Source organism: Vreelandella lionensis, assembly GCF_044543515.1.
Lineage (GTDB): Bacteria > Pseudomonadota > Gammaproteobacteria > Pseudomonadales > Halomonadaceae > Vreelandella > Vreelandella lionensis.
On sequence record NZ_JBITWC010000008.1, the window covers coordinates 63,513 to 79,840 of the forward strand.

Annotated in this window: 14 protein-coding genes; 11 read left to right on the forward strand and 3 right to left on the reverse strand. The window is 59.1% G+C overall.

Annotated elements, in window-relative coordinates; translation table 11 throughout:
* Positions 1-7: 7 nt before the first annotated feature.
* From ACIGG6_RS06700 to ACIGG6_RS06720, 5 genes are all read left to right on the forward strand, one after another.
* On the forward strand, positions 8-1,450 hold the full coding sequence (locus ACIGG6_RS06700) for a sodium-dependent transporter (RefSeq protein ID WP_399843346.1): 1,443 nt from the start codon (positions 8-10) through the stop codon (positions 1,448-1,450).
* Positions 1,451-1,498: 48 nt separating this feature from the next.
* Entirely contained in the window at positions 1,499-2,269 is a 771-nt protein-coding gene (locus ACIGG6_RS06705) for an ABC transporter ATP-binding protein (RefSeq protein WP_399843348.1), read from the forward strand.
* Between the two features lie 107 nt (positions 2,270-2,376).
* Entirely contained in the window at positions 2,377-3,105 is a 729-nt protein-coding gene (locus ACIGG6_RS06710) for an ABC transporter ATP-binding protein (RefSeq protein WP_399843351.1), read from the forward strand.
* 16 nt (positions 3,106-3,121) lie between these two features.
* The gene (locus ACIGG6_RS06715; RefSeq protein WP_159340648.1) at positions 3,122-4,126 is read left to right on the forward strand and encodes a branched-chain amino acid ABC transporter permease; all 1,005 of its coding nucleotides are present in this window, start codon (positions 3,122-3,124) and stop codon (positions 4,124-4,126) included.
* On the forward strand, positions 4,126-5,451 hold the full coding sequence (locus ACIGG6_RS06720) for a branched-chain amino acid ABC transporter permease (protein ID WP_399843355.1): 1,326 nt from the start codon (positions 4,126-4,128) through the stop codon (positions 5,449-5,451). Before ACIGG6_RS06715 ends, ACIGG6_RS06720 begins: the two co-directional genes overlap by 1 nt.
* 72 nt (positions 5,452-5,523) lie before the next feature.
* Here ACIGG6_RS06720 and ACIGG6_RS06725 read toward each other — a convergent pair whose 3' ends face one another.
* Positions 5,524-6,732: an ABC transporter substrate-binding protein gene (locus ACIGG6_RS06725; protein WP_399843357.1), complete on the reverse strand. Its 1,209-nt coding sequence runs from the start codon at positions 6,730-6,732 to the stop codon at positions 5,524-5,526.
* A 97-nt stretch (positions 6,733-6,829) separates the two neighbouring features.
* Entirely contained in the window at positions 6,830-7,078 is a 249-nt protein-coding gene (locus ACIGG6_RS06730; protein ID WP_399843360.1) for a hypothetical protein, read from the reverse strand.
* A 66-nt stretch (positions 7,079-7,144) separates the two neighbouring features.
* Between ACIGG6_RS06730 and ACIGG6_RS06735 the strand changes: the two genes are divergently transcribed.
* Both ACIGG6_RS06735 and rapA read left to right on the forward strand, forming a co-directional pair.
* A complete protein-coding gene (locus tag ACIGG6_RS06735) occupies positions 7,145-7,948 on the forward strand; it encodes a TlpA family protein disulfide reductase (protein WP_399843363.1) in 804 nt (267 codons plus the stop codon).
* A 114-nt stretch (positions 7,949-8,062) separates the two neighbouring features.
* Entirely contained in the window at positions 8,063-11,008 is a 2,946-nt protein-coding gene (gene rapA / locus ACIGG6_RS06740) for an RNA polymerase-associated protein RapA (protein WP_399843366.1), read from the forward strand.
* Between the two features lie 25 nt (positions 11,009-11,033).
* Here rapA and ACIGG6_RS06745 read toward each other — a convergent pair whose 3' ends face one another.
* A complete protein-coding gene (locus tag ACIGG6_RS06745; protein WP_399843369.1) occupies positions 11,034-11,936 on the reverse strand; it encodes a TIGR01777 family oxidoreductase in 903 nt (300 codons plus the stop codon).
* Positions 11,937-12,123: 187 nt separating this feature from the next.
* On the opposite strand from ACIGG6_RS06745, the gene ACIGG6_RS06750 reads away from it, so the two are divergent.
* The 4 genes from ACIGG6_RS06750 (at position 12,124) to ACIGG6_RS06765 (ending at position 16,325) form a co-directional block, all read left to right on the forward strand.
* Positions 12,124-13,188, forward strand: coding sequence for an NAD(P)/FAD-dependent oxidoreductase (locus tag ACIGG6_RS06750; RefSeq protein ID WP_399843372.1), 1,065 nt, complete (start codon positions 12,124-12,126; stop codon positions 13,186-13,188).
* Between the two features lie 236 nt (positions 13,189-13,424).
* A complete protein-coding gene (locus ACIGG6_RS06755) occupies positions 13,425-14,345 on the forward strand; it encodes a MerR family transcriptional regulator (protein ID WP_399843375.1) in 921 nt (306 codons plus the stop codon).
* A gap of 33 nt (positions 14,346-14,378) precedes the next feature.
* Entirely contained in the window at positions 14,379-15,791 is a 1,413-nt protein-coding gene (phrB, locus tag ACIGG6_RS06760; protein WP_399843377.1) for a deoxyribodipyrimidine photo-lyase, read from the forward strand.
* 102 nt (positions 15,792-15,893) lie between these two features.
* Positions 15,894-16,325, forward strand: coding sequence for a nuclear transport factor 2 family protein (locus tag ACIGG6_RS06765; RefSeq protein WP_399843380.1), 432 nt, complete (start codon positions 15,894-15,896; stop codon positions 16,323-16,325).
* Positions 16,326-16,328 lie beyond the last annotated feature (3 nt).

Below are 16,328 nucleotides of genomic sequence, written 5' to 3' on the forward strand. Positions count from 1 at the left end.
CCTTCACATGAGCGGTCATAACGTTTGGACGCACAAAGGTACCTTTTTGCTGGCAGCGGTTGGTTCTGCCGTTGGGTTAGGCAACCTCTGGCGCTTCCCCTACCTTACCGGTGAAAACGGCGGCGGCGCGTTTATCCTAATTTATGCGCTAACCATCTTTGCCGTGGGCATTCCCATTTTAATTGCCGAAACCATGCTGGGGCGCACCAGCCGCCGAAGCCCCATTATGGGGATGCGCCACTTAATCAAAACCCATAAAACGTCGCGGGCGTGGGAGTCGATTGGCTGGCTGGGCGCGGCCTCTGCTTTCTTAATCCTCAGTTTTTACTCAGTAATTGCTGGCTGGGCGCTGCACTACACCTGGTTGATGCTCACTGGCTCGCTCGTCGGCGCGGATGCGCAAACCATCAGCGACGGCTTTAATGCCCTGCTCGCCTCTCCGGGGCTGATGACCCTGTACCACACGCTGTTTATCGCGGCTTCCGCGCTGATTGTAGGCATGGGGATTCATAAAGGGATTGAGTCCGGCCTGCGCATTATGATGCCTGCGCTGTTTGTTATTCTGATCGTGGTGCTAATTTACGGCATCATCAACGGTGACGTGGGTGCCGCCGCCAGCTTCCTGTTTACGTTTAATATCAGCGACTTGAGCCTAGAAGGTTGGCTGCAGGCCATGGGCCAATCCTTCTTTACATTAAGCCTGGGAATGGGCGCGATCATGGCTTACGGTGCCTATATGTCCAGCGAAGCATCGCTGACGCGCACCGCCATTGCCGTGGCGTTTGTAGATACGGCGGTGGCCATGGTGGCAGGCCTAGCGATCTTCTCGCTAGTATTTGGCGCGGGGCTGGAGACCGGCCAAGGCCCTGGGCTAATGTTTGTGACGCTGCCGCTGGCCTTTGCCGAAATGCCGTTTGGGGCTCTGGTGGGCGGCGTGTTCTTCATCCTGGTGCTGGGTGCGGCGATCAGCTCGTCGATCTCGCTCATTGAGCCAGTTGCTGCCTTTCTGGTGGAACGCTTTGATATGACTCGCCCCCAGGCCGTCACCATTATGGTCGTTGCCGCTTGGGCTATGGGCCTGCTGACCGTTTTGAGCTTCAACGTATGGGCGGAAGGGACGATTTTCCATAGCTTGTTTGGCCGTAGCGCCTTTGAGTTTATTGAGCTTTTGACCAATATCTTTATGCCTCTGGGCGGCCTGATGATTGCATTGTTTGCCGGTTGGGCACTGACCCAAAGCGAGGTTATAAAAGAGCTTGGCACTAACGCTACTTGGTTTAAGATCTGGCGCTTTCTGGTGCGTTTTGTCGGCCCAGCAGCGGTGTCATTCGTATTTCTGCGTACGATTCCTCAGGTTGAGGGGTACCTCATCCCCACGCTGGGCGCACTGATCATCGTCGCTGCTTTTGCGATTGGCCAGCGACTGCGCCAACCTAAAACGTCATCATAATATCCATACTGCAGGCGGCTGAGAGGCCGCCTGCCTTACGAGGACACCATGCAACCGCTTATCGAAGTACAACACGTTAATAAAGCGTTCGGTGGGCTACACGTCATCAACGACTGCTCTATCCGAGTGGAGAAGGGGTCGATTACCGGCATGATCGGCCCCAATGGGGCCGGCAAGTCGACGCTGTTCAACCTGATCGCCGGCGCGCTGATGCCCGACAGCGGCCACATTCTGCTGGATGGCGAAGACATTACCTCTCTGAGCGCCGACCAGCGCTTTCATAAAGGGCTGCTGCGCACCTTCCAGATCGCCCACGAGTTCAGCCAGATGAGCGCGCTGGAAAACTTGATGATGGTGCCCCCTCAGCAGGCCGGCGAAAGTCTGTTCAACACCTGGTTCAAGCCATCGCTGGTGCGCGAACAGGAGGCCGAGGTGCGCCGCCGCGCGCTAGAGGTGATCGACTTTGTCGGGCTACACCACGTGCGCAACGAGCTGGCGGGCAACCTCTCCGGCGGCCAAAAAAAGCTGCTGGAACTGGGCCGTACGATGATGACCGATGCCAAGGTCGTACTGCTGGATGAAATTGCCGCCGGGGTGAACCGCACCCTGCTGGGCGATTTGATGGGCAATATTGAGCGGCTCAACCGCGAAATGGGCTACACCTTCCTGGTCATTGAGCACGATATGGATATGATTTCACGGCTCTGCGACCCTGTCATTGTATTGGCTCAGGGCAGCGTGATGGTTGAAGGTCATATCGAAGACATACAGAGTAACCCAGAGGTCATTGAAGCCTACTTCGGCTCTGATGCCGCCTAAGCCACTGCAACCTACTCACCATCGCTATAACAATTAGCCACCACTAACGGCTACAACAACATGATCGCGACTGGAGATCCCAGCGCGACGCTTGCTGAGACGCGTTTATGTCATCCACACAAGCATCACCCCAGCCACTGCTTGAAGCACGCGATGTGCACGGCGGCTATGGCAGCATGAATATCCTGAACGGGGTCAATATGACCCTGTATGCCGATGAGGTCGGCGTCATCGTCGGCCCTAACGGCGCGGGCAAGTCCACTATGCTCAAAGCAGTGTTTGGGCTTCTGAACGTTAACCAGGGCGAGATCCTGCTTAAGGGCCAGCCGATTCACAACTTACCGCCCAACCAGCTGGTAGAGCGCGGTATGGGCTTTGTGCCCCAGGAGAAAAACGTCTTCCCCAGCCTCTCGGTAAAAGAGAACCTGGAGATGGGCGCCTACCTGAAGCCCCAGAACGTTAAGCGCATGCTGGAACAGGTCTACGAATTTTTCCCCCCGCTGGTGGAGAAACGTCACCAGCCTGCCGGTGAGCTTTCAGGCGGCCAGCGCCAGATGGTCGCCATGGGGCGAGCCCTCATGGCAGAACCTAGCCTGCTACTCCTGGACGAACCCACGGCGGGCCTATCACCGCTCTACATGAATGAGATCTTTGACCGCGTGAAGAAGATCAACGCCGCAGGCGTGGGCATCTTGATGGTCGAGCAGAACGCTAAGCAGGCCCTGGCCATTGCCGACAAGGGCTTTGTCCTGGCGGCAGGCCAGAACCGCTTTACGGATACCGGGGCGGCCCTGCTGGCCGACCCGGATGTCGCCAAAAGCTTTTTGGGCGGCTAGCCCGGGGGAGAAACGCGTGAACGAACTGGCTTTTTTTATTAACAACGTGGTGATTGCGGGCAGTGTCACAGGCTCGATTTATGCCATTGGCGCGATTGGCGTCACGCTGATTTTCAGCATTATGCGCTTTGCCCATTTTGCCCATGCCGACATGATGACCTTCGGTGCCTTTATGGTGCTGCTGCTCACCACGGCGTTCCCTGCCGTCGGCGCCAGCATTGGCGTGCCCACGGCGCTGATCATGCTGCCGCTGGCCATGCTGCTGACCGCGCTGCTGGCAGTGGGTATCGATAAGGCGTTTTACAAGCCGCTGCGCGCCCATGGCGTGAAACCTATCGTTATGGTGATTGGCTCCCTCGGCGTCACGCTGATGCTGCAGGGCCTCATTCGTCTGTTCTCAGGTACCGGCGGGCAGAGCCTCTACGTGGATGACCGCAAAGAGATCTTCCGCATTGCTCTACCGTTCGAGGGTGCACGGGCACCCATCGTCGTCACCGAGCCGCAGATCTATCTGTTCGTGATTACCATCGTGGCGGTGATCGCGCTACACCTATTCCTGAACCGTTCGCGGTTAGGCAAAGCCATGCGCGCCATGTCGGACAACCCGGAGCTGGCTCAGGCATCGGGCATTAATACCAATACCATCGTGGCGGTCACCTGGGTGATTGCGGGCGGCCTGGCCGCCATTGCGGGCACGCTGCTCTCGCTGGACGTGACCTTCAAGCCCGACCTTAGCTTCTTCCTGCTATTGCCGATCTTCGCGGCGGCGATTGTTGGCGGGGTGGGCCACCCTTACGGCGCGATTGCCGGTGGTTTTGTGGTGGGCTTTGCCGAAACCCTGGCGGTATTCAATTGGAACGTGCTGCTGCGCCCCTTCCAAGACAGCTTCCCCGAGTGGCTGACGCTGCCATCGAATCTCGCCTTCGTGGGCACTGAATACAAAATCGTGGTGCCGTTCTTTATTCTGGTGGCCATCTTGGTGTGGCGCCCGACCGGCCTGTTCAAAGGCAAGGTGATCTAATGAGCCATCCAACCAATACTCGCAACCCGGCCTACACGCCGAAAGACGCTACGCCACAGCGCCGCTTCCCGCTGCGCGAGCTGGTACTGTTTGGCGCGCTGTTTGTCGCCGTACTGGCGGTTTATGCCCTGATGGGCGCGGCGTATAGCACGCGCATGTTAGTCGAAGCCGCCTGTTACGCCATTCTGGCGTTGGGCCTAACGATTCAGTGGGGCTACGCCGGGCAGTTCAATGCCGGGGTGATGGGCTTTGTGGCTCTGGGCGGCTTCTGCGCCATGCTGTTTAGTGTACCGGTCAACGACGCCTTTTGGGGCACGGAGCTACCGGGCGAGCTAGGCCAAGTGCTGCTCTATGGCCTCGCAGCCACGGTCGTGGTCGTCGGTGCCACCAAGCTCGACCGGCTGGGCGTTCCTAAAACGCTGCGCACCGTGATCGCCGTGGTACTGGCGGTGGTGCTTTATCTGGTGGTGATCAGCCTGCTGCGCGACGTGACCAGCCAAATCCAATCCCAGGCGGGCTTTATAGGTGGGTTTGGCCTGCCGCCTTGGGTGGGCTGGATCGTCGGCGGCGCGCTGGCCGGTGGCGTAGGCTACTTTATCGGCCATGTTTGCCTTGGGCTGCGCAGCGACTACCTCGCCATTGCCACGCTGGGCATTGCCGAGATCATCAAGGCGTTTTTGAAAAACTCCGACTGGCTCACCCGCGGCACGGCGACGGTTTCCCCGTTGCCCTGGCCGACGCCTGGCCCTGCCGAGCTGGGGTTTACCCTTTCCCGAGCGATTTACCTGTCGGTGACGGCGGTGGTCATTGCAGTGATCTTCTTCCTGCTGCATCGCGCTTACCACGCCCCTTGGGGGCGGATGATTCGCGCGATACGCGATAACGAAGTCTCATCGGCGGCCATGGGGAAGGACATCAACAAGCGTCGCTTGGAGATTTTCGTGCTGGGCTGCATTTTAATGGGCCTGGGGGGCGGTATGCTGGGCACGTTCAACAGCCTGTTCGACCCGCAGGGCTACCTGCCTTTGAACCACACCTTCCTGGTGCTGGTGATGGTCATTCTGGGCGGCCCCGGCAATAACCTGGGTACCATCTTTGGGGCCGTGGCGGTCTACATTATTTGGATTATGTCAGAGCCGCTGGCGCTGTTTTTAATGCAGCTAGCCGTCGCGTTTGGCGAGGGTGCTTTTGGTTGGGATGCGCCCAGCAATATGGACAGCCGAGCGCTACAGGCGAGGGTCTTGGTGATCGGCATGCTGATTACCCTGGTACTGCGCTTTGCGCCCAAAGGGCTGCTGCCTGAAAAGATCAAAAGCCACGGCTAATACCATCAGCGCCACAAAAAAACGCCCCGCTCATTTGAGCGGGGCGTTTTGCTATCGGCAGATGGTAAGTAATTACAGATCCACCTGACCTTTGCTGGTAAAGGTGCCGTTCTCTACGGCCATTTCAACCACCACACCCGGTACGTCGCCGTTATCATCAAACTCATGGGAGCCAGAGGCGCCTTCATAGTTGATGTCGGTACCCGCAGCGATCAGCTCAACCGCTTTTTCCCACTCGCCCGGTAGAATCACTTCACCCGGTGCGCTGGATACACTGCGCAGCGCCTCAGAGAGCCCTTCACGGTCGGCGCTGCCGTTCTGCTCAATCGCCAGCGCAATCAGGAAGGCCGCATCGTACGCCTGGGCCGCAAACACGGCGCTGGGGTCGATGTCAGCGTCAGTCGCTGCGTTGTTAAATATTTCGGTGCCGGGTAATTCTGGGCTGCCAGGGCGGGTCGCAATCATGCCATCCAACACGTCTGCACCAATTGCCTCTACTAAGCTGTCGCCCACCATGCCATCAGCACCCACATACTGGGTGAACATGCCGCTCTCGTAGGCCTGGCGCAGTACCGTTTGACCTGAGGTGTCCGCGTAAGCCAACACGACCAGGGTGTCCGCGCCGCTGGCCGACAGCGACCCTAACTCCGAGCGGTAGTCAGCACGATTATCTTCGTGGGCCAGGTTGGCCGCTACTTCACCACCACCGGCGGTAAACGCGGCGCTAAAGGCGTCCGACAGGCCACGACCATAGTCGTTGTTCACGAAGGTGACGGCCACATAGTCAATGCCTTTATCCAGCAGCAGCTTGGCCAAAATTTCACCCTGGAAGGCATCTGACGGCACGGTACGGAACACTAGGTCATTGTCGTCCAGCTCCGATACCGCAGGTGCGGTCGATGCAGGAGACACCATCAGCACACCGCCAGGAATCGCGGCATTGTTAGCAGCGGCAATCGTGGCACCGGTGCACAGCGCGCCGACGATAGCGGTCACGTTTTCAGAATTCACCATACGGTCGGCGGCGTTAGAGGCGGCCGATGCGTCGGAACAGGTCGTGTCGCCCGAAGGCATTTCCAGGGTTTGCCCGTCTAAAATGCCGCCCTGCTCGTTGACTTGCTTAACCGCCAGCTGAGCACCTGCAAAGATTGGCGGTGTCAGACTTTCAATTCCCCCGGTAAAGCCGCCCAAGAAGCCAACTTTGACCTCCGCCTGGGCCATCCCGGTTAAGGCAAGTGATGAGGCCGCTACGGCAATGGCTAATGCGCGCTTATTAATCATATTGTTTGTCGCTCCCAGTGTGTTAAGTGCCCCGACTGTCCAGCGCAGGGCTCCCCTTAATCTGGAACCGTAACGCAAAAAACACAAGCAACGGTTTCTAACGCTTGGTGTTTTTAGAGGCTGAGGCTTCTAAATGTTCGGCCAACTGCTTCTGGCGGCGTTTATTGCGGTACATGCGCACCAGCGCAATCGCTAGTGCACACGCCACCATGGCGGCTAACACAACGCCCTGCCAGGGGCGTGCGCCATCGCCCAGCACGGTTTCCAAGGTAATGATCAGCGTAAGGCCCAGCGCTTGGGTGCCAATGGCCAGCGCGCGCAGGGTGTCAAAAGAGGATTGCGGCATCGACATCTCCGTCATGTGAAGCGTGCATGGTATGGTTGCCCAGTGTACCTGCTTATCGGAACGACTATGAATGCCATTGCTCTCGGTCCACTGCTGATTTCCACTCCCCGCCTCTATGCGTTTGGCTGTGCACTGCTGCTTTTATTAAGCAGCCGCTTCCTGCTGGGGCTGTCTGCCAAGCAGCATGGCCGCTGGTTTAATGGCTTGCTGGTGGTGTGGCTATTAGCAGCACGCGTCACGTTTGTGGCCTTCAACTGGGAGAGCTACAGCGCCACCCCACTCGACGCCCTGAAGGTGTGGCAACCGGGCTATCACGCGCTTGGTGGGCTACTCGCCGGTTTACTGTGGACCGCCTGGACGCTGCGCGCACGGCTACTGGCGATGATCGGCGCTCTTGCCATGACGGTAGGGGCCGTTAGCCTCTGGTTAGTACTGGTCACGCTGGCCCCGCTAGGCCAGCAATTTGCCGTGGCATCGCTGCCCGACGTCACCCTGGAAGACCTCGATGGCAACGCGGTTAGTCTCTCCTCGCTGACAAACCAAGATGAACGCATTATCGTGAATTTATGGGCCACCTGGTGCCCCCCCTGCCTGCGTGAAATGCCGCTGCTGGAAGAGGCCGACCAGCGCGAGGGCGTTACTGTCGTGGTGGCCAATCAGGGCGAGGACTTACTGCCTATCGCACGCTACCTAGACGAGCAGTCGCTGAGCTTTCGCTACCCGTTGCGCGACCCACAGCAAACCCTAATGGCCCAGTTTCAAGCCCCAGGCCTCCCCACTACCGTGCTATTTGACCAGACAGGCAAGACGCTGGACGTTCATGTGGGAGAGCTCACTCGAGCGCAGTTAGAGCGCTGGTTAAGCGATTGACCACGATAGACCTTAATACCCCCGCTGCTTTGCGTTAGAATCCCCCGCCCTGTTTGCCGCTGGTGACCTGCCCCGGCGGCGTACGACCGATTTTGACGACTTCCTCGAGGCATCATGAGCGATTTTTCTCCCGGCCAGCGCTGGATTAGCGACGGCGAGGCTGAGCTTGGACTCGGCACCGTGCTTAACTGCGACGCCCGTAGCGTTACCATCTTGTTCAGTGCCAGCCAGGAAACCCGCACCTACAACACCCGCCAAGCACCGCTGACCCGCGTCATGTTCGGCAGCGGCGACCGCGTGCTCTCTGCCGATGGCTGGCAGATGATCGTTGATGACAGCAAAGAGACCCGCGGCCTGATCACCTACATTGGTGAAGATAGCGAAGGCAACCTACGCGAACTGCCTGAGGCTAAGCTGGCCGACACCATGCAGTTTGACCAAGCCCGTGATCGCCTGCTGACCGGTCAGGTAGACCGCAACGACTGGTTCGATCTGCGCTTTCGTACGCTGCACCACTATCAGCGCATTGAGCAGCACAGCGCGCTGGGCTTTGCTGGGCCGCGTATTGATCTAATCCCCCACCAGCTCTATATCGCCGATGAAGTGGCCGGACGCCATGCGCCGCGGGTACTGCTGGCCGACGAAGTGGGCCTGGGCAAAACCATCGAGGCGGGCTTGATTCTCCACCGCCTGCTGCTGGCAGGCCGGGTAGAGCGCGCGCTGATTCTGGTGCCCGACAGCCTGACCCACCAGTGGCTGGTAGAGCTGCTGCGCCGCTTCTCGCTGAACGTCACCCTACTGGATGAGCACCAGAGCCAAGCCCACGGCAGTGCTAACCCATTCGAGAGCGCACAGCTCGTGCTGGCTAGCCAAGGCTGGCTGTTTGCCAATATTCACCGTCAAGACCAGGCACTGGCCAGCCGCTTCGACCTGCTGATTGTCGACGAAGCGCATCACCTGGACTGGAGCCCAGAAAGCAGTGGCCCTGGCTACCAGTGCGTGGAACAGCTCGCCGCTGAGATCCCGGGCTTGCTGTTGCTCACCGCCACGCCGGAACAGATGGGGCTGGAGAGCCACTTCGCGCGCCTGCGCCTGCTAGATGCCGAGCGCTACCACGATATCGAGCGCTTCAAAGAAGAGGAGCAGCACTACGTAGCGGTGGCCAGCGCCATCGATGCCCTGGATGAACTTCCTCAAACCGCTAGCGCTCGAGAGCGCGTTGCCACGGTGGCCGACGACCGCGACAGCCAAGCGCTGCTGGCGACCTTGTGTAACGCAGAAGCCAACCCAGAGCAGCAGGACGCCGCCCGCGCCCAACTGCGCGATGCGCTGTTAGACCGCCACGGCACTGGTCGCGTGATGTTCCGCAACAGCCGCCGTCATGTGGGCGGCTTTCCTGAGCGACGCCTGCATCTGGCGTCACTGGAACTGCCCTCCGCCTACCGTCGCGTGCTACGCCGCCTGGAGCGCGACGACGACTACCTGGACGAGCTGCTGATCGAAACCGGCATGGACCACCCGGATGTACTGATCTACCCGGATGCCATGTACCGCGAGCTCAGCAACGATCCGCTAAACACCGAGTCCTGGTGGCATATCGACCCACGCGTCAACTGGCTGCTGGAAAAACTCAGCGACGATAGCGAATCGGGCTTTGCCAACGACAAAGTGCTGGTGATTGCCCACCATCGCGAGACGGCGGAAGGATTAGCAGAGGGCCTTCGGGTCCTGGGCGGCTATCAAGCGCCCGTGTTTCATGAAGGCCTGTCACTGATAGAGCGCGACCGCGCAGCGGCTGCCTTTGCCGATGAAGAAGAGGGCTGCCAAGTGCTGGTCTGCTCAGAGATCGGCTCGGAAGGGCGCAACTTCCAGTTCTGCCGCCACCTGGTGATGTTTGACATGCCACAGCATCCCGACCAGCTAGAGCAGCGCATTGGCCGCCTGGACCGGATCGGCCAGCGCCACGCTATTGAGCTGCACGTGCCCAACTTCACCGGCAGCCCCGGCGAGCGCCTGATGCGCTGGTACCACGAGGGTATGGATGCCTTCAGCGCGCCCCACGGCATCGGCAGCGACCTGTTTGATGCCTTTGGCGATGCTCTGGCCGATGCGCTGCTCGACGACGAAGCGCTCGACGAGATTATCGAAGAGACGCGCGAGATGTTCACTGCCAAGCTGTCCGAACGGGACGCGGGCCGCAACCGCCTGCTGGAGCTTAACGCTTGCCGTCCAGCGCGGGCGCAACAGGTGATTGAGGCGGTACGCGAGCTGGACGAGGACCCGGCGCTGCCCCGCTACGTCGAGCGCGCGCTGGATATCTTCGGCGTCGATAGCCAGGAGATCGGCAATGGCCTGCTCTACCTTCAGCCCAGCCAGCACATGCTGGATGGCCTGCCGGGGCTGGTAAAAGGCGAAGAGGGCTTTTCCGCCACCTATAGCCGCGCTCAGGCGCTGGCGCGGGATGATGTTCAGCGGCTCTCCTGGGAGCACCCGCTGCTGCGGGAGATGATGGGGCGTATATTAGACGGCACCATGGGCAACACGGCGCTGGCGCTGCTGCGCCACCCGGCGATCCCCAGCGGGCGATTAATGGCGGAACTGGTGTTCCGCACCCACTGCCCGGCACCCAAATCGCTGCACCTGAACCGCTTTTTGCCGCCCACCGCCGTGCGGGTACTGTTGGATGAATCAGGGGCTAACCTGACTAGCAAGATCTCCTTCACCGGGCTGGGCAAAAATCTGCAGAAGGTGAACAAGTCGCTAGCGCGGGACTTGATCAAAAGCCGCCATGACCAGTTACGCGAACTTCTCACCCAAGGAGAAGGCGAAGCCGAACGGGAGCTGCCGAGCATTGTTGAGGCCGCTGAAACCCGTATGCGCGCACAACTGGATGCCGAGCTGGCCCGCCTGACGGCGCTGGCAGAGCACAATCCGGCAGTACGCAGCGAGGAGCTGGAAGCGCTGAAACAGGAGCGCCAAGCACTGAGCAGCTCGATTGAGAATACCCGCCTGCGGCTTGACTCCGTACGGGTCATTATCACCGTCGACCCGAACGCTTAAACCAGGCAAGTACCCGCTGGTGGCGCTATAAAATCGCCGCCAACGCTTGCTTCAGCGTCGGGTACTGGAAATGAAAGCCTGCCTCGCTCAAGCGCGCCGGGCGCATATCCGCACCGGTAAGCAGCAGTTGTGACATCTCCCCAAAGCCCGCTTTCAGCACAAAAGCGGGCACCGGAAACATGGCCGGACGATGCAATTGCTTAGCCAGCGTTTGGGTAAATTCAGCGTTGGTCACTGGGTGGGGCGCGCTGCCGTTAAAGGCACCTGACAAGGTCGGCTCGTTGATCAGAAACATAATCGCCGCTACCAAGTCATCCCGGTGAATCCAGGGCATAAACTGTGTGCCATCGCCAAATCGCCCGCCTAATCCCAGTTTGAACGGTGGCAGCATTTTCTGCAGCGTACCGCCGCCCGCCTCTAGCACTAAGCCAATCCGTAAAACCGCTAGTCTAACCCCCATGGCTTCAATCGGTTTTGCCGCGGCTTCCCATTGGGCGCAGAGCCGATGGGCGAACTCATCATGGGGCGTGGTGGATTCATCCACCACTTTGCTACCCTGATCACCGTAATAGCCCATGGCAGAACCACTCACCATCACGCTCGGCAGCGGCTGGCCGTTGGCCGCTAGCTGCTCACAGAGCACAATCAGCTGCTGAGTACTTTCCACCCGTGAACGAATCAGCCGCTCTTTCTGCTCGGCGCTCCAGCGTTTTGCGGCGATGGACTCACCTGCCAAGTTCACCAGCGCATCCGGCGGTGTATCTACAAAGGCTTGGGCACTATCACGGATATCGCATGCCTTGGGTAGTTTTCCCCGCACGTCGTGGGGCGTGCGAGATACCACCTGCACATCGTGCCCCTGGGCAATGAGCTGTTGGCAGAGCCGTTGGCCTACAAAGCCGCTTCCCCCGGTAATTAATACCCGCATGGTGTCACTCCTTTGGCGTTGGACGTCACTTGCGCCAGCGTAGTCGCCACTACTGATCCATCAGATGGTTGATATCAAAAAGTGGTAACCGCACCGTCGCGCACGTTGCATAGCGCTTAATTGTACGATATCTATACACAACTGCTACAATTAATTTAGTTGAGCACTACCTTACTCGCGAGGATTTATGGCTGAACCGGCAAGCGTGACCTTCACTCCCTCCGCCGCGCCCACCGTGGCGATTATTGGTGCCGGGCTATCCGGGTTAGCCTGCGCACATCGGCTGGCACAGCAGGGTGTCAATGTTCAGCTATTTGATAAAGCGCGCGGCCCTGGCGGGCGAATGTCGAGTAAGCAGCGCCCCTCTGCCACGCTTGATTTAGGCGCCCAGGCCTTTACCGTTCGCGATGCACGCTTTGCGAGCAAAGTTGCCGACTGGCAAGCCGCTGGCTGTGTAGCAATGTGGCCAGTACACAGCTATCAGGCTAGTGCATCCGGCTGGCAAACACACGATGACGGCCAGGTACGCTACTGCGGAGCACCGCGTATGAGCGCGATTACCCGCCACCTCGCCGATGGGCTTAACGCTTTTCCCCATGCAGCGCTCTTATTAGAAACGACCATTACAGCACTAGAGAGCACGCCTCAGGGATGGCAGCTCAGGGATGCCAACGGTAAACAGTATGGTCACTTCGATCATGTGGTGATCAGCGCGCCGCCTCCTCAGGCAAAAGCGCTGCTGGCAGACTGGGAGCCGACGCTTTCCGCCGCCTGTGACGCATGCCCACAGCGGGGTTGCTGGGCGGCGTGGGCCATCTTTGAGTCGCCGCTTCCGCCCCTGCCAGGCGTTGATGCGGGCTGGCAGAGTCTGCATGCGCATCATCCTGCCCTGCGCTTGGTGTCTCGAAACCACACCAAGCCCGGCAGAGACGCCCAGCCTGAAAGCCTGAGTCTGCTGGCCCAGTTGGACTGGAGCGATGCCCATATTGAGGAAACGCTAGAAGCGGCGGCGCAGCAGTTATTGGATGCATTTATTGCCACACTGCCCCGTGACACACCGCTCCCCACCCTGGTAGAGCTGGGCGCCCATCGTTGGCGCTACGCCCAACCCGCCTCCGCGGGCAGCCAGTCTTTCTTATACAGCGAGCGCGGCTTATCGCTGTGCGGTGACAGCTTTCGCGGCAGCCGAATCGAGGATGCTTGGCTCTCTGGGGATGAGTTAGCAGAGGCGTTATTAGGCCGGTCGGTCTAATGCCAACCAAGGCCAAGGTGCACCTACATGGACACAGCAAAGGTTGTACCCAGTAGCCACAAGTTGTACAAAGGTGCCTATAATAGCGTGACCCTATCTAACCGATTAGGTGCTATTCAACGAATCGCTATACGACTAAGTGGCCTGGCGCCGAGCTGGCGCGACAATACGGCCATCGCAATTATTGACAGACCCCTGCAGCGTTGGCTGCAGGCAACCAAGAGGCAATGGCGCCCATGAGCAACAAGGCGACCCACCCACCCGATACCCCGCTCTATCCGATCCGGGAAGTTTCCCGTTTAACGGGTGTGAACTCGGTCACCCTGCGCGCCTGGGAGCGACGCTACGGATTAATTCGCCCACAGCGGACCCCTAAGGGTCACCGGCTCTATGCCCAGGACGATATCAGCCGTATTGAACGCATTCTCCAGTGGCTCAACCGAGGCGTGCCGGTCAGCCAGGTCGCCGACCTGCTTGACCAGCCCGAAACGGTAGAGGCCCCCGTCCCAGATGCCGGGGACTGGTCTAGCCAGCGCCAGCAGCTTCTGGCGGTCATTGAAGCCGTCGACCTTCCCAAGCTGGAAGCGCTCTACCATCAAAGCCTAGCGCTCTATCCGCTAAGCGTGGCGATTAACGAGCTGTGGCAGCCCGTCATTCTGACCCTAGAAGCTAAATGGGCGGCGCAGCCAGATGACTTGGTGCGCCGCACCTTTGAGGCCTTTTTGCGTAGTCAGGTGGGTATTCGCCTGCACTACGCCAACCAGGCAACCCGCGGCCCGCTGATTCTGCTCAGCGCCATGCCCGACGATCCTGGCCCGCTGTGGGTACTGATGAGTGCACTGATGGCCAGCGAGCAGGGCTACCGAGTCCAGCTGTTTGATCATTCGCTGGCACTCGAAGACCTTGCACAAGCGGTGTCTCGCCTGCACTCCTCAATGGTTCTGCTCTCTAGCGGCCAGCGGGAATGCGACAACTATATTCGCGTAGCGCTACCCAAAGCCGCTGAAGCGCTGGGCGTGCCTATCGGCGTATGCGGTGAAGTCGCGCGCCTGCGTGAGAACGATCTGCGCGACGGTCCTGTTCATATGCTGGGCGACGATCTACCCCAGGCGATCGCCCGGCTACGCCCTCTGCTGCGTGAATCAGGCATTCTTTAAGCGCACGAAAAGTCGCCAACCTAAGGACTTTGCATGACCCTGCAGCTTGTTTGGTTTCGCAGCGATCTACGTATTCATGACAATTCCGCACTCGCCGCCGCTGCCGCCAAAGGGCCGGTAGTGGCGGTTTTTTTGCGTAGCATTGAGCAGTGGCGTGACCACGGCCACGGCGCAAATAAGCTCGATTTCTGGGCGCGTGGTGTTAGCGCGCTTAAGGCCTCGCTCAATGGCTTGAATATTCCGCTGCTGCATCGCGATATTGGGCGTTTCGACGACGCCCCCAAGGCGCTTTTAGAGGTTGCCCGCGAGCATGGCATCAAGCAGCTCCACTTCAATTATGAGTATCCGCTGAACGAGCAGCGCCGCGACCAGTCGGTGCTGGAGACTTTTCAGCAGGCCGGTATTACCGCCCAAGGCCATCACGACGCGGTGGCGTTTGCCCCCGGTACCTTGCTGACAGGCAAAGGCGACTACTACGGCGTCTTCACCCCGTTTTCAAAAGCGTGGCACAAGCAAGTTACCGCCGAGCAGTTAGCCCTGCGCGACACGCCCAGCGTGCAGTCACCGCTAGCCATTGACAGTGATCCATTACCAGCACTGCCAACGCTAGATGATGAGCCGCTGGATGGGCGTCTCTGGCCTGCGGGTGAAAATGCTGCCAGCGATAACCTTGAGCGTTTTTTACGCTTTCGGGGTCGTCACTATAAAGATCAGCGTGACTTTCCTAAGGTGCGCGGCACGAGCGAGCTTTCGCCCTACTTAGCGCTGGGCGTTATTTCCCACCGCCAGTGCCTGCAAGCGGTCATGAGCGAAAACGGCGGGCACCTTGCCGATGGCGATGCAGGCCTTACCACCTGGGTAAACGAACTCATCTGGCGCGAGTTTTATCAGCATGTAGCGGTCGGCTTTCCTCAGGTATGCCGCTACCAGCCGTTTCAAGCGCACACCAAGCAGTTGCAATGGCGGGATGACGACGAAGGGTTTGCCGCCTGGTGCGAAGGCCGCACCGGTTATCCGATTGTGGATGCCGCCATGCGCCAGCTCGTTACAACCGGCTGGATGCACAATCGCCTGCGAATGATTACGGCCATGTTTCTCAGCAAGCATCTGCTGATTGACTGGCGGCGGGGCGAAGCCTTTTTTATGCGCCACTTGGTCGATGGCGAGTTTTGCGCCAATAACGGCGGCTGGCAGTGGGCAGCCTCAACGGGTACCGATGCGGCACCTTACTTCCGCATTTTCAACCCCACGACCCAATCCACGCGCTTCGACCCAGGCGGCGAATTTATTGCTCAGTGGCTACCCGAGCTCAAGACGTTGCCTGCCAAAGCGCGCCATGCGCCGCCTCAGGACATGCTCAACCCGATTGACTACCCAGCGCCCATCGTTGACCACAAAGCGGCTCGCCAGCGGGCGCTGGATGCCTTCAAAGCGCTCTCCAAATAACGTTAACCTCAGCACCTCTCCATAGCGGCGTCCCGCCGCTATTCTGCTAACTATCGCGTCCCTCTTCCCCAACACGCAACGCAACCAGGCAAGGAATCCGTGATGAACAACGATCAAGCCTTGGCCAACTTTTGCGCCTTCTTTAATAAACTAGACAATACCTGTACAGAAAAACTATACGAGGTATATACTGAAAATATTGTTTTCAACGATCCGCTACATCACATTGAAGGTCGCGAGGCGCTTGAACGCTATTTCGCCACTATGTACGAGAACGTTGAGCGTTGTCAGTTCACCTTTCACACGCAGCAACGACAAGCGAATCAGGCCTTTGTGACATGGACAATGGAATTCACTCATCCGCGCCTGGCTGGTGGCACGCCGATTCGTGTTGAAGGCTGCAGCGCCTTAACGTTTGCAGAGGACGGAAGAGTATCGCGACACCGTGACTACTTTGACGCCGGCGCCATGTTGTATGAGCACCTCCCTATCATGGGGCGCATCATACGCTGGCTAAAGCAGCGCCTTGGCTGAAAG

Bases quoted from the DNA above. Each gene is read 5' to 3' on its own strand.
- ACIGG6_RS06700 (WP_399843346.1), top strand. From the start codon at position 8: ATGAGCGGTCATAACGTTTGGACGCACAAAGGTACCTTTTTGCTGGCA.
- ACIGG6_RS06705 (WP_399843348.1), top strand. From the start codon at position 1,499: ATGCAACCGCTTATCGAAGTACAACACGTTAATAAAGCGTTCGGTGGG.
- ACIGG6_RS06710 (WP_399843351.1), top strand. From the start codon at position 2,377: ATGTCATCCACACAAGCATCACCCCAGCCACTGCTTGAAGCACGCGAT.
- ACIGG6_RS06720 (WP_399843355.1), top strand. From the start codon at position 4,126: ATGAGCCATCCAACCAATACTCGCAACCCGGCCTACACGCCGAAAGAC.
- ACIGG6_RS06725 (WP_399843357.1), bottom strand. From the start codon at position 6,732: ATGATTAATAAGCGCGCATTAGCCATTGCCGTAGCGGCCTCATCACTT.
- ACIGG6_RS06730 (WP_399843360.1), bottom strand. From the start codon at position 7,078: ATGCCGCAATCCTCTTTTGACACCCTGCGCGCGCTGGCCATTGGCACC.
- ACIGG6_RS06735 (WP_399843363.1), top strand. From the start codon at position 7,145: ATGAATGCCATTGCTCTCGGTCCACTGCTGATTTCCACTCCCCGCCTC.
- rapA (WP_399843366.1), top strand. From the start codon at position 8,063: ATGAGCGATTTTTCTCCCGGCCAGCGCTGGATTAGCGACGGCGAGGCT.
- ACIGG6_RS06745 (WP_399843369.1), bottom strand. From the start codon at position 11,936: ATGCGGGTATTAATTACCGGGGGAAGCGGCTTTGTAGGCCAACGGCTC.
- ACIGG6_RS06750 (WP_399843372.1), top strand. From the start codon at position 12,124: ATGGCTGAACCGGCAAGCGTGACCTTCACTCCCTCCGCCGCGCCCACC.
- ACIGG6_RS06755 (WP_399843375.1), top strand. From the start codon at position 13,425: ATGAGCAACAAGGCGACCCACCCACCCGATACCCCGCTCTATCCGATC.
- phrB (WP_399843377.1), top strand. From the start codon at position 14,379: ATGACCCTGCAGCTTGTTTGGTTTCGCAGCGATCTACGTATTCATGAC.
- ACIGG6_RS06765 (WP_399843380.1), top strand. From the start codon at position 15,894: ATGAACAACGATCAAGCCTTGGCCAACTTTTGCGCCTTCTTTAATAAA.